This is a genomic window from Arthrobacter sp. TmtSoilC51, from assembly GCF_055388015.1.
Map to the genome: position 1 here is coordinate 4,020,936 of NZ_AP035877.1, position 13,513 is coordinate 4,034,448.

General features: G+C 56.9%; 10 protein-coding genes. 5 read left to right on the plus strand and 5 right to left on the minus strand.

Features of this window, described 5'->3' with window-relative positions; all coding sequences use genetic code 11:
- Positions 1–3: 3 nt before the first annotated feature.
- Complete coding sequence (locus ACZ5G6_RS18365) at positions 4–567, minus strand: hypothetical protein (protein WP_498687120.1); 564 nt, start codon at positions 565–567, stop codon at positions 4–6.
- Between the two features lie 262 nt (positions 568–829).
- Here ACZ5G6_RS18365 and ACZ5G6_RS18370 point away from each other — a divergent pair, with 262 nt between their 5' ends.
- On the plus strand, positions 830–2,569 hold the full coding sequence (locus ACZ5G6_RS18370; protein ID WP_223934251.1) for a DUF4434 domain-containing protein: 1,740 nt from the start codon (positions 830–832) through the stop codon (positions 2,567–2,569).
- Positions 2,570–2,634: 65 nt separating this feature from the next.
- Positions 2,635–3,690 carry an LCP family protein gene (locus tag ACZ5G6_RS18375; protein WP_498687122.1) on the plus strand — a complete coding sequence of 352 codons (1,056 nt, stop codon included), beginning with the start codon at positions 2,635–2,637 and terminating at the stop codon, positions 3,688–3,690.
- Between the two features lie 40 nt (positions 3,691–3,730).
- On the opposite strand, the gene ACZ5G6_RS18380 is transcribed toward ACZ5G6_RS18375, so the two are convergent.
- Genes ACZ5G6_RS18380 through ACZ5G6_RS18390 form a run of 3 tightly spaced genes read right to left on the minus strand, consistent with a single transcriptional unit; the run spans position 3,731 to position 8,485 of the window.
- A complete protein-coding gene (locus tag ACZ5G6_RS18380; RefSeq protein WP_498687124.1) occupies positions 3,731–4,585 on the minus strand; it encodes an acyltransferase in 855 nt (284 codons plus the stop codon).
- Positions 4,575–6,470, minus strand: coding sequence for a hypothetical protein (locus ACZ5G6_RS18385; protein ID WP_498687126.1), 1,896 nt, complete (start codon positions 6,468–6,470; stop codon positions 4,575–4,577). The genes ACZ5G6_RS18380 and ACZ5G6_RS18385 overlap by 11 nt, the downstream gene beginning before the upstream one ends.
- Positions 6,470–8,485 (minus strand): CDP-glycerol glycerophosphotransferase family protein, encoded by a 2,016-nt coding sequence (locus ACZ5G6_RS18390; protein WP_498687127.1) that lies wholly within the window; start codon positions 8,483–8,485, stop codon positions 6,470–6,472. Before ACZ5G6_RS18390 ends, ACZ5G6_RS18385 begins: the two co-directional genes overlap by 1 nt.
- Before the next feature lie 293 nt (positions 8,486–8,778).
- Between ACZ5G6_RS18390 and ACZ5G6_RS18395 the strand changes: the two genes are divergently transcribed.
- Positions 8,779–9,510, plus strand: coding sequence for an LCP family protein (locus ACZ5G6_RS18395; protein ID WP_498687129.1), 732 nt, complete (start codon positions 8,779–8,781; stop codon positions 9,508–9,510).
- Between the two features lie 521 nt (positions 9,511–10,031).
- On the opposite strand, the gene rfbA is transcribed toward ACZ5G6_RS18395, so the two are convergent.
- Complete coding sequence (gene rfbA, locus ACZ5G6_RS18400; RefSeq protein ID WP_498687131.1) at positions 10,032–10,928, minus strand: glucose-1-phosphate thymidylyltransferase RfbA; 897 nt, start codon at positions 10,926–10,928, stop codon at positions 10,032–10,034.
- A 54-nt stretch (positions 10,929–10,982) separates the two neighbouring features.
- On the opposite strand from rfbA, the gene rfbB reads away from it, so the two are divergent.
- The gene (gene rfbB, locus ACZ5G6_RS18405; RefSeq protein WP_498691942.1) at positions 10,983–11,981 is read left to right on the plus strand and encodes a dTDP-glucose 4,6-dehydratase; all 999 of its coding nucleotides are present in this window, start codon (positions 10,983–10,985) and stop codon (positions 11,979–11,981) included.
- Between the two features lies 1 nt (position 11,982).
- Positions 11,983–13,395 carry a sugar nucleotide-binding protein gene (locus ACZ5G6_RS18410; protein ID WP_498687132.1) on the plus strand — a complete coding sequence of 471 codons (1,413 nt, stop codon included), beginning with the start codon at positions 11,983–11,985 and terminating at the stop codon, positions 13,393–13,395.
- Positions 13,396–13,513 lie beyond the last annotated feature (118 nt).

The window sequence follows — 13,513 nt, forward strand, 5'->3', positions numbered from 1 at the left end:
GGACTACTTGCCGTTGAGGCGGGGTCCGCGGATCCCCTTTGAGCGCAGGGCACGGAAGTATGCAAGGCCCAGCAGCAGCAACACCAAGACCGTCAGGCCTTGGACTAGGGGGTTGTTCTCCGCGACGGGGGCCAGGGCTACCTTCAACGGGCCGGTGATGTCTGCGCTGACAACTGGCGGGGCGGCGGTTTTGGTAGGAGTCGGTGTAGGGGTAGGGGTTGCCTCGGCGGTGGCCGTGTCGGTCTCCACGGGAACCTCGGGCTCTACAACGAAGTTCTCGATAGCAACATCCGTGGGAAGAGCAGGAACGGGCGAGGTAGCAGGAGGAGTCACGGGAGGTACTTCCGCGGGCGGAGCGACGGGCTCGACGACGGGCGGTACCACGGGCGCGGGAGCTGGCTCTTCGGAAGGCTGGGCAGGTGCCGGAGAAACAGGTTCCAAAGTGGGGGGAGGCGAAGAAGGCTCAATAACGGGCGGGATGACAACCGGGAATGTAGGCTCGGGCGTCGGCGATGGTTCGGCCGGTTGTTCCGTGTCCGTGCCAGGGCTGGTTACCGTGGTGGCCATGGCTGGCTGGGTGGCAAAAAAGCCAAGAAGAGCCATCAATATGACCACAAGTGCGGCTTGAACACTTTTAATTCCGGTGCCCAACTTTCCCCCCGTTGATATGTCGTACAGAACGCTAGTAGCGTCCGTTCCAGCGCGTCCACCCTGAATGAGGGTCGGCGCGGCCACCAACAGCAGGAGGGCAGCCCGATTTAGTCTAGCGTATGGATAACAGTCATTTGATTCCGTAGGATCGTCTGCTGATGCCGACCCCAAGGAATTCATGACGCTCATTCGCGGAAGCCGTCCACGCATCAAAGTCCTCCTCGCAGCACTTGTGCTCACAGCCGGAGTTGGAGGAACCGCTTTGGTTGCCCCCAGCCCTGGCACCGAGGCGACGCCACCAGCCCAGGATAAACAGCCCCCAGCGGCCCCGAAGCCAACTCCGGCTGCCCGGGCGCCGAAACCGGCAAGCTACCCAATTGGCGGCTATTTCGTTTTCGCGTCCCCCAACACTTCGAGAAACACCCAGAAGCTCACTGAAATCAAAACAGCAGGCGCTGACACTGTCATCACTTTTGGAACGCCCCTCGCGCCAGCTACCTTGGCAACGCTGCCCAAGGAGTGTGTCATCGATGGAGTGAATTGCGCCAAGGCTGCTGCAGGAACTCTGGAGGTCAACCGTTATTTCACGTACTCCGACGGAAGCGTATGGAGCAGCCAAGCCGTGAAGTGTCCTCAGGACCGCAGGATCACCAGCCAAGGCAAGGCATTCGTTGTGCTGGTCCTCCCTGCCCAAGGCAGCGGCTGCACGTCTACGAACGGGAAGTATGACGTGGTTGTTGCAGGGGGTGGCGCGGCCGGTGGCATGGATCCAGCGGCTTCCCTCGCCTTAGCGGCCACGAAACTGGGCATGAAGTTCTATGCCGGCCTGCCCCTGCCCGTAAAGAGAACGGATACGGCGTACCTCCCTGACGTTTCCTATCAGGGGACACTTGCGCTCTTCACCGAGCGCTTCCTTCAATATCAGGCAGCCACAAATAACGTGAAGGGCCTGGCTGGCTTCTATCACAGCACAGAAATGCCCGTCACCGATGGCCACACCTTCGACCCCATCCTGGATCTGTACCGGATGCAGAACCAGGCCATCCATCGAATCTTCCCCACGCGCGGCGCAATCATTAGTCCCTACCTTGACGCGCGGGTCAGCGCTTTCAGTATCAGCCTGACGGAGGCTCGAAACGGGATCCGCAGAATTGCCCAAACGGCCAGCGGACTCATTCTGAACATCGCCATCCAAGACGGCATGGGAACCGGCAAGGGAGGAGCGTTTCAGTCGAACGAAGCGAACTCGGCGGTGGACCGCTATGCGGAGAGCATCGTAGGTAAGGGCTCGTGGAGCAGTAAGTACGTGGCACCTATTCGGGATTATTTCCTGGCAGCTGCTGCGGGCATTTCCGGAACGGGCGCAGTTCTGTGGGCAAACTTGGAGGGCATGGCTCCGGCCACAGCCTCCAACCCTTGCGGTGACAGTCTCCGCGGGCAAAGCTCCAAAGCCAGGATCGATCGGCAGCTTCAACAGCTTTCCAACGCGCAGAAGATCATTTCTTTCATGTGGGATTCGTATTACACCTGCGTTGGTGCGGGCGTTCCCCTCAAAGCCCAGGTGGAGGCTGGAATTGCAACGCCAATTATTACCGACGCGACTTTTGACGCATCCACCGGCCAAGTGCGGATAACAGGCTTCAATCTTTCAGGTGGCAACGCCCAAGTGAAGTGGACCACCAAAGGCGGGCAACGCGTCGTGAAAACCGTGAAGCCCACAAGCACAAATACCGCGTACGGAGTCCAGAGCGGCATGAACCCGGAACTGGAAATGATCCTCGTGAATGTTGGCAAAACAACCCTGGCTGCCGGCCGTTACTACACCGTCAATGTCACCAACCAATGGGGTGCGGAAAACGACGCTTTCTATTCGCAACGCATCTACACAGAGCAGTCTTCCCGGGGCACCAAAGGCTAGCTCCGGATCTGGCATGTTTGTCCATTTGTTAGAATCGACTCTGCTGCTGCCAACTCTAGGAATACATGACGCATCCCCTTGATACCGAAGCCGTTGCGACAGACTCCCGTCCGCGACGTCAAAAGAGCTCCAAAAAGACGGCTCGAAACGTACTCCTCGGCTTCGCGGCAGCCGTGGTGGTCATAGGCCTAGTCTGCGGCGCCTATATCTACAATCTCGCGCAGACGTTCAACAACGGGACCACCAAGATCGAGAATGCTTTCCCGGACGAGGCGACGCGACCCACCAAGAACGTCACGGGTGCCATGAACATCCTTGTCATGGGCAAGGACAAGAACGCGGACAAGTCTGTGGACACGGATGACTCCGCCCCGACAGACCAGCGGACCGACACTCTGATCTGGGTCCACATCCCGGCGGACCGCAAGAACGTCTTCGCGGTTTCCATCATGCGTGACACTTGGGTGAACATTCCGGGTCACGGCGAAGCGAAGATCAATGCCGCCATGGCTCAGGGCGGCGTTGCCCTGACCGTTCAGACCGTGGAGTCGCTCTTCCAGCAGCGCATCGACCACGTTGCGATGGTGGACTTCGAGGGCTTCAAGGGACTGACCGATGCGCTGGGCGGCGTGGAAGTCAACATCAAGCAGGGATTCACCCCCAGCGTGCTGAAGGGCAAGGTCACCTTCCAGGCGGGCAAGAACATGCTCGACGGCGAGAAGGCGCTGGCTTTTGTGCGTGAGCGGAAGTCGTTCCCTGATTCCGATTACACGCGCGTCAAGAACCAGCAGCTCTTCCTCAAGGCCGTCATCAGCAAGACGATCTCCCGGGACACCCTCACCAACCCGGTGAAGGTCAACAACATGGTGGACGCGATCTCCCCTTACATCAGCGTTGATAAGGACTTCGACGCCGCCACCATCGGTGGACTCGCTCTACAGTTCAAAGATCTCCGCGAGAAGGACACCATCATGTTCACCCTGCCCAACCTGGGCGTGGGCACGTCAATGGATGGTCAGTCGATCGTGCTGGCGGACAATGCCGCCATTTCGGAAATCGCCACAGCCATTGGCCAGGACAAGCTTGCAGCCTACGTGACAGCCAAGGGCTTGGGGAGCTAGGCCTTCCATCCCGGAAGCAATCGCGGGGTAAGCGTGCAGATCAGATGAAGAACCTGTTCTTCGAGGTCATTTGATCCAGGTTGTGACACCACGCTGCTCGTTCAAGCCCTGAGGACGCAGCATCCAGCATGTGCTCGAGTTGATCCATGTTCACAACATGCTTATCGCGCGTATAAATGAAGTCGCCTGCTGGGTCTACCGCGCTCTCCTCCGTCTGCGCAGACGTATATGCGTGGACGGAAGGCCTGGTCCAGAAAACGCCACTGGCTACTACGCGGGCTGGCACGCCGGCTCCCGTTGAGTTGGACGGGACGTTCTTGGTTACGACGGCTCGTGCCGCCAAGATACTGCCCGAACCTACCTTTGCTCCTTTGAGCAGCAAGTTGTCTTCGCCTAGCCACACGTGGTCCCCCACCCAAATGGAGGCACTGGCATTGATTCGACGGTGGGTCAGCGCTGAATAGACCAGATGTGGATCGGCTGTGCGGAAGACGACGCGGGATGCAAACATGGCATCGCTGCCAATGATGACGTGTTTGCGTTCCGTTGGAAGGAAATGAGCCTCCGCCGTGAATGATGCGCCCGGGCCGAGATAGAGCACTGACTCTTCAAAAACAGTTGCAATAATCCGCAAGTACCGTGCTGAGCGGCGTAAGTGAATGACCGCGCCGTTTCCCAGGAACCGTAGCCTCGAATTTCGAAGCTGGACGCCGTCCTCCACGAACAGCACGTTTCCCTTCCCGGCAAACTCCACCGAGGAGTGGAGAAACTCCGATTCTGGCGTCTGATTCAAGTGAACTACGTTGTCCGTGATGGTGGAGACATCCGCGTAGGAGCGAATAATTTGGGTTTGACCCAGTCTTCCTGAGCCAGCCCCGGAGGCGCTATCTGACATTTACGGGCACCTCATGCGAAGCCGGCGCCTCATCCACTACGGCAACAACCGTGGAGGCCTTCCAGTCCACGGCTCCAAAGGTATCCACGGCCTCGTCGGCCGAGCCGGCACCATGAACCACGATCAACAGATGTTCGGCTTTAGCGGTGATGACGAATCTCAAGGCAAGCAGATCTGCCATGGCCCAGCCGTCCAGAGGTTCCACGACCGCAACATGCGAAACCTTGTGTGAGCCTCGCTCAAGGGTCACCCCAGACACCTCGATTTCGGCATCGCTAACGAAGTGGACCTCCATCGTGTCGCCCTCATTGTCTGCGCCATAGCTGCGATATCGAAAGCGGGCGAAACGGTCACCGTCAAGGACCACATACGTCTGTGGATCCTTCGCATGGAGGCTCAGAGCAGTTGCACTCATTGAGTGCTGCACGTCCTGCTTCGAATCCGGCATCAAGGAAGCGGGCAGAGAGCCAGTCCACTGAGTTCCGTTGGCTTCGATCGCTACAACCGCTGAGAGATGCTGGACCGGATCGTAGGCCGGATAGAGCCGTTGCTTCTCCGAAGTGAACTTCAGGAAGTCATAGGAATGTTCGGACATCGACTGCAAGAATCTTGTCCGGCCCAACCAGCCTTCAATGAACCAGTTCGCGCGGGCAATCTTCGAGGCGGCAGAATCAACCCGAACCTGCAATTGAATGGCGTTCTCTTGGGGGAAGGAACGTACTTCGTCGGCGCCGATCTCCCTATGCTGTGGACCGCCCAAGAACCCACGGATAAGGCCTAACATAGCTGGCAACGCGGCCCGTGCCACGTCTGAGTGGACACCATCAATGCGGTATTTCGTGAGGTTCGGAACGTCTCCAACAAGTTCAATGAGTGAGTGGTTGCTGAGTTCATCGGAGTTCGTGTAGAAATAGTCGATTCTTCTTCCCTCAGCGAAGTATTCGCGGAGGCTGTTCTCTGGCTGCTGCACATCATGGAGCGCGCGGTTTCGGAACAGGTTGTCTCGAAAGAACGGCTTGTTGAAGTAGTACGGCAAATTCATTTGCGGCACAGCTAGCAGGAGCTGCGCGGCCGGGAAGTCCTTTGCATAGTGGATGGCTATGCTGCCGCCTTTGGAAGCTCCGAAGAACAGCATCTGTGCTGGGTCGATACCGAAGCGGGTCCGTAGATCCTCGATGGCCTGCCACACCCGCCCGTACAGAGGCCGGCCAGCGTTGTCCACCATCATGTAAGAGCCTGCGGCAAGGTAGCGGTCCTGGAAACACACCATAAGGGTGTCCTTCAGGTCGGCATCAGTAATGGCCTTGAGGTAACTGACGGCGTAGGAGATCCGTGAAGTCGATGGCCCGAATCCCGGGAAAGTTATGAAGAGCTTTTTGGGATTGGTGGTATTTCCCCGCATCGAATAGTAGGTGTCCCCGTGCTGCTCCACGCCGTACTGGTGATCGTATTTAAGCTGCTGGGGAGTAGTGAATGCACCGCGGCCGATCTTCAGCTCATATGGTGCGTCGATGTCCAAGGTAAACCGCTTGGGGTTCTTGGAGGTGACAATGATGTTGCGATATTCAAGCGGGAAGCCGCGAGCCGGGGGTTCGATCGCGTTCCCATAGACCACTTGGCCGTCCTGGAGCAGCCTGAATCCCCTACCCTTATGCGCGTGCCATTTTGAAATAGTCAGCTTTGCAAAGTAGGTTCCTTGCGGCAGGTTTTCGGACGCCAACCTGCGAATGCTTCCTTCCAAGCCTTTTGCCTTGATGAATCGCCGTGCTGGTGCATTGGCCGGGGATGCCATCAGTTTGCGGGCGAACACCGTACCGGCCTGCGAGTAGGCAGCATCTACCGCGATGCCCGTGACGGTGCGTTTTATGCCTCGGATCTTTCTCATCAGAGACTCAGCATCCTCTCTACGATTTTCGCATTGATTCTCTGGGGGTCCACTCCCTGGAAGAAGCGTTCGCGGCGGGCACTGAATAGTTCGTGAGGCCGGAGGTAGTGCTCTTGGACGATGTGGTTGATCAGGTCTGCGTGCTCCTCAAAGACTGGGCCCAAGCCATCATCGCGGTAGTCCACTCGGCCTTCATAAGGTTGCTCATGGAAGAAGTCCGCTGCGTCCCAGTGGTAATAGGCGATTGGCGTCCCGATAAAGGCTGCATCAAGCACGGCTGAGCTGTAGTCGGTGAAGACCATCTCAGCTGAGGCAATGGCTTCGCGATAGCTCAAATCAGTCTTCACAACGTTCTTGGAGAACCGGAATTGGCTGACTCTCTTTTCCACGTTTGGATGAAGTTTCACATGGAGAGTACGGCCAGTTTCTTCGAGGAACGCTAGTAGCTGTGGATCCGAGAGGACGGCGTCGATTGCACGGAAGTAGTCCGACTGGGCGAACTGTTCGGTGGACACTTGGTGCAGGTTGAAACGCCACGTTGGCATGAAGAGCAAGTGCTGTGGCTCGTGTGCCGTTCGGGTCAGGGCTTCGAACCGGGGCAGCCCTGAGTTCAGGGTTTCGACGGGGGCAAGCTTGCCCAGATAGTCGGCTTCGAGTTGGCCGGTGGCCACGAACACGTCGAAGTATTTGGAGAGGATCCAGTCAGTCATGTCGTTCAGCTGAATGCCGTGTTGCAGATACACAAAGCGGGAGTTCGCGAAGGACTTGCCCCGGTACCGGATGTTGTAAATCTGGGACGAAACCACCAGATCCGAGATGAGGAACTTCTCGTAGAACTCGGTGGTGAAGATCGGAATCAGTTTGAAGCCCTTCGCTTGCAGCCGTTTCCAGTCCGGCGATTTTGGGTTCAACGCAAAGTACGCCTCTGTGTACTCCCCATGGTTCGCCCTGAAATATTCATACAGGTGCTCAGCATTGTCGTCTGCCTGTAGGGGCCTGTCAAAGAAGATCATGGTTGAGGAAGGCCTGATGGGCCGGCTGTAGAAGTCGTAGCTGGCAGCCCGTGAATAGCCGGGCCGTAATTCTCGCGGCCGATACGACTTCTCGATGACTACAGTGTCCCCACCGAAATGCAATTCGTAGAGGGGCTGCTGCGTGGGCTGGCCTTCCCTGAAAGACAAGTATGAGTCGCGGTCGCTCAGCTGCTTGTAGAGGTGGGTATCGGATTCCGGGTCAGACAACCACCGAATCCAGGACGCCTCCACCGGCTGCAAGGGTTCAACGAAGCGGAGCAGCTCGACCAGACGATAGGACCGGACCACGTCCCGGAGACTAGCCAAAGCCACCTGCGTCACCTTCCCGGCCCGCATGCCGCGAAGGAACAGCGCAACATACCGCACCAGGTGGAGACGGACCTCCTTCGAAGCCGTTGGAATCAGTGGGACCAGCCGCGTGACATCCTCAGCTATTTGCAGGCCAATGGCGGATTTGGTGTCAGATGCAACTGAGAAGCCTGTAGCGAGAGGCTTTACCGTTCCGATGGACCAGTACAGACGGTAGCTCAGATACAGAGCCGAGCGGTCGACGTCGCCAATTGCTTCCAACGCATCCCTTAACCGACGAGTGTTGAAAACAACACCGAATACGTCAGTATCCCGGGCGTAGCGATAAGCGTCGTCGATCTTGGTGGATGCCACGTTGCTGGCGATGGCGCCATTGTAGAAGACCGGTTCCCCGAGATAGACAGTCCGTGGACGTAGGTAATCCAACATCGTGGTCATGTAGGTAGGGGAAAGCTGATGCGAGGTCCTCATGAAAACGACGTACTTGGTTTCGACGATTTCGCTAAGCCGTGTGATTTTCTGCGTCGTGAGCGGCTCATCAACCTGGATTATGGAGAACTGTGCTTCATAGCGAAGCCTTGCGGCGATAAGTCTTCGGTACATCACGGACTCTCGGTCAACACCTCCGGGAGCCTCGAGGACGATGGTGACCAGGGGAATTGAGTCGGGCATGTGAGTCCTAGCGAATCGACGGCACGGGAGATCCCTTGGGCGCAGATCCCTCATGCCTACTTGTGGTTCATATACACAGTGGGCACGTGGGCCGTATCGTGACGCCGATTACTGGATTTCTGATCTTGCATGGGACCACCAAGATCGAGTCCGCATTCCCGGATGAGTCCACCCGGCCGCCGAAGACTGCGACCGGGGCGATGAATATCCTGGTAATGGGCTAGGACAAAAATCCGGACCGGTACCTGGACACAGAGGACACCGCAGCAACTGACCAGCGCACGGACACGCTGATGCTGGTCCATATTCCTGCCGACCGGAAGAACGTCTTCGCGATTTCCATCATGCGCGATACCTGGGTGAGTATCCCGGGTAAGGGTGAGGCCAAGATCAACGCAGCGATGGCCTACGGCGGAGTTGCCCTGACAGTGCAAACTGTTGAGTCGCTTTTCCAGCAGCGCATCGATCACGTGGCAATGGTGGACTTCGAAGGTTTCAAGGGATTGACCGACGCCCTTGGCGGCGTTGAGGTCAACGTGAAGACCCCGTTCTCCCCCAGCACGCTCCCGGGACACACATTCAATGCCGGCAAGCAAACCTTGAATGGAACCGAAGCGCTGGCCTTCGTTCGTGAGCGCAAGTCTTTCCCGGACAACGACTACACCCGCGTCAAGAATCAGCAGCTCTTCCTCAAAGCGGTCATCAGCAAGACGATCTCCAAGGAAACCCTGCTGAATCCGGTGACGATCAACAACATGGTGGGAGCCATTTCACCGTTCGTGAGCGTGGACAAAGGCTTAGACGCCGCCACTATCGGAAGCCTCGCGTTCCAGTTCAAGGACCTCCGGGAAAGCGACACCATCATGTTCACCCTGCCCAACCTCGGTGTGGGTACATCGCCGGACGGGCAATCGATCGTGGTTGCAGACACGGCAGCGATTTCGGAGATCGGGGCGGCGATCGGGAAGGACGAGTTGGCTACCTACGTCGCGACCAATAATCTCAGCGGCGGAAGCTATCACTGACAGGCAGAACGGCCATTGTTGCAATAACCTGGGATCCCACTTTTCAACAGGTCACGTCCGACTGTGCACCTGCCGAGGACCTCGGGTTGATCGAGGCTGGATTCCCGTCAGTATTCGTCTCCTATTTCGTGCCTTATTCTCCTTGGGAACAAGGCACGCAACGCCTCGTCAACTGCGATTGCGGGGAGCACAATGAGCGCGGCAGCCGCTGACAATAACGTCCAGCCAGCGTCCTGCAGCAACTCTCCCGCATGCCGCGCAGGTCTTTCGGGCCATTCAGGGCCCACATCCAGCAGAATGATCATTCTTTGAGGTTAGGGACGCGAGGATCCAAGCACCCGAGTAATCGGTACCTGTCTTTTGGAGCGTGACTACTTGGTTCCACAGGGAAAAGCCTGAGTATCTGCAACAAAAACGATGCAGCCAGCACTAGAGATTACGGTCCGGGCTATGCGTGTCAGCTGCCCGAGGCCGAAGATATTGGCGCTGACTGCAACCGCAGTCCAGTACGCGTTCTGTCGTTAATGGGCGAGCTCTGGCCGGTGATCGTGCTGGCTAGCTTCTAGCAGTCCGAGGAGATACAGACCGTAGCCGCTCTTTACCAGAGGCTCTGCCCGTGTGCGGAGTTCCTCGTCTGACAGGAACCCGGCGCGCCATGCAATTTCTTCCGGCGATCCCACTTTCAGGCCTTGGCGGTTTTCCACCGTCCGTATGAAGTTCGAGGCATCGCTGAGGTCCTCGAAGGTCCCCGTATCCAGCCACGCTGTTCCGCGAGGCAATACTTCAACATGTAGTTTGCCGCGTTCCAGATATGTTTTGTTGACGTCCGTGATTTCCAACTCGCCTCTGTCGGACGGCTTGAGGTTACGGGCGATCTCGACCACTTCATTGTCGTAAAAGTAGAGACCCGGAACGGCGTAGTGACTCTTTGGGTTCTCAGGCTTTTCTTCGAGGGAAATCGCCCGGCCGTCCTGGCCGAATTCCACTACTCCGTATGCCTTCGGGTTCTTTACCCAGTAACCAAAGACAGCTCCGCCATCGACGCTCGCATATCGTCGCAGCTGTGTACCCATGCCTTGTCCATAGAAGATGTTGTCGCCCAGCACAAGCGCGACCGAATCATCGCCGATGTGCTCCGCTCCGAGTGTAAAGGCCTGGGCCAGTCCGTCTGGAGAGGGCTGCTGAACGTAACTGAGGCTCACTCCAAATCGGGAACCGTCACCGAGAAGTCGCTGGAATTGCTCGGCATCATGAGGTGTCGTGATGATCAAAATGTCGCGGATTCCCGCCAGAATCAGAGTCGACAAGGGGTAATAAATCATCGGTTTGTCATAGACCGGGACAAGTTGCTTGCTAATGCCGTGGGTAATCGGATGCAGTCGCGAACCAGTTCCCCCAGCCAAGATGATTCCTCGCATGCTCAGATCATTCCGGTTCGTAGGATGATGCGCAAACCCGTATGGTTATGCGTCATGGGGCAGATTCTCGTAACCGGCGGTGCCGGCTTCATTGGTTCAAACTTTGTTCACTACGTGGTTGAGCACACTACTCACCACGTCACGGTACTGGACAAGCTCACTTATGCCGGAAACTTGACATCTCTGAATGGTTTGCTCGGCGAGCGTGTCCGTGTTGTGCAGGGCGATATCGCCGATGCCCAGGTTGTTGACGAGCTAGTGGAAGGCCACGAGGTTGTAGTTCATTACGCCGCCGAGTCCCACAATGACAACTCTCTGCACGATCCGCGCCCTTTCCTGGATACAAACATCATAGGAACCTACACGCTGATTGAGGCGGCCAGAAAGTACAACAAGCGCTTCCACCACATCTCCACCGACGAGGTTTACGGCGACTTGGAGTTGGACGATCCGGGTCGCTTCACGGAAAGCACTCCTTACAATCCTTCCAGTCCGTATTCCTCCACAAAGGCGGGGTCTGATCTGCTGGTTCGTGCTTGGGTACGTTCTTTCGGTCTGCAGGCCACAATCAGCAATTGCTCCAACAATTACGGTCCCTACCAACATGTCGAGAAGTTCATACCGCGGCAGATCACCAACGTCATCGATGGCGTCAGGCCCAAGCTTTACGGCAAGGGCGAAAACGTCCGGGATTGGATTCATGCCAACGATCATTCTTCGGCCGTACTCGCGATCATAGAGAAGGGTCGTATCGGAGAGACCTATCTCATCGGTGCCGACGGCGAAAAGAACAACAAGGACGTCGTCGAACTGATTCTTGAACACATGGGCCACAGCCGTGATGCCTACGACCACGTCGTTGACCGCCCTGGTCACGACCTTCGTTACGCAATCGATTCCTCAAAGCTCCGAACCGAGTTGGGATGGACACCGGAATATTCGAACTTCGATTCCGGCATCAAAGACACCATCGAATGGTACCGAAGCAACGAACAATGGTGGCGCCCTCAGAAGGCCAAAACTGAAGCCAAGTACAAGAAGCAGGGTCAGTAGCATGCCGATCGAGTTTTCAAAGAAGCTGAGCTCCACGAACACGCCGATACCTGGTGTCGTGATCTACGATCTGCCAGTCCACGGCGACAACCGTGGCTGGTTCAAAGAGAACTGGCAGCGGGAGAAGATGCTGGATCTTGGCCTGCCGGACTTCAAGCCCGTCCAGAACAACATTTCCTTTAATGAAAAGAAAGGAACTACCCGCGGCATCCATGCCGAGCCGTGGGACAAGTTTATATCCGTAGCCAGCGGCAAGATTTTTGGCGCTTGGGTTGACCTACGACAAGGTCCGACGTTTGGAGCTGTATTCACGGCGACTCTTGATCCAAGCCAGGCCATCTACATTCCTCGTGGCATCGGCAACGCTTTCCAGACTCTTGAAGACAATACGGCCTACACCTATCTGGTGAACGACCATTGGAGCGCGCAGGCACAAGAACAGTACACGTTCCTGAATCTTGCCGACGAGACCGCTGCAATCGACTGGCCCATATCTCTTTCACAGGCTGAGCTCTCCGAGAAGGACAAGGCTCACCCGCGCCTCTCCGAGGTGTCTCCCATGGCTCCCAAAATGACACTGGTTCTCGGCGCGAACGGTCAGCTTGGGAAAGCGCTCCGGGCAGAGTTTGCATCTGACCCCGCTGTAGAGTTCGCTGGCCGCAGTGAATTTGACCTGAACAGCGAGGAATCATTCGAATCACGGGACTGGAAGTCCTATGCCACGATCATCAATGCTGCCGCCTACACGGCGGTAGATGCGGCAGAAACGCCTGAGGGCAGAAGGACTGCCTGGCAGACCAACGTATCAGCCGTAGCAAGACTCGCACGACTGGCGATAGACCATGATTTGACGCTGGTGAATATCTCCTCTGACTACGTCTTTGACGGCGTACAGGAATCCCACTCGGAAGAAGAAGCCTTCTCACCGCTCAGCGTCTATGGTCAGAGCAAAGCCGCAGGAGACGCCGTAGTCAGTGTGGTGCCCAAGCACTACACGTTGCGCACAAGTTGGGTAATTGGCGAGGGAAACAACTTCGTCCGTACCATGGCAAGTCTTGCTGAGCGCGGAGTAGAGCCGGCCGTAGTCAATGATCAGGTCGGACGTCTCACGTTTGCCGAAGACATCGCCGCTGCCATCCGCCATCTTCTGGAATCGCGGGCCAACTACGGGACGTACAACGTGAGCAATGACGGCACCCCGCTGTCGTGGGCCGATATCGCCGCTTGCGTGTACGAGACAGTGGGAGCCTCGCCGGAGAGTATCTCAGGGGTCAGCACGGAAGCCTACTTCCGTGACAAATTGGCTGCACCGCGACCGAAAAACAGTACCCTGAGCCTGGACAAACTACAGCAGGCTGATTTTGAGACGGTCCCCTTCCAGAGACGCCTCGAAAAGTATCTGAAGAACGGGTAGACGTCCTGCATCCTGGCTGGAAATCCATTCGGGTCCTACACTCCAACGAAAGTCGGTCACATGTGACATGCAGGAGAATCCGGGTTGCAGTCGAGTCTATTCAACGGCAAAGCGCGAT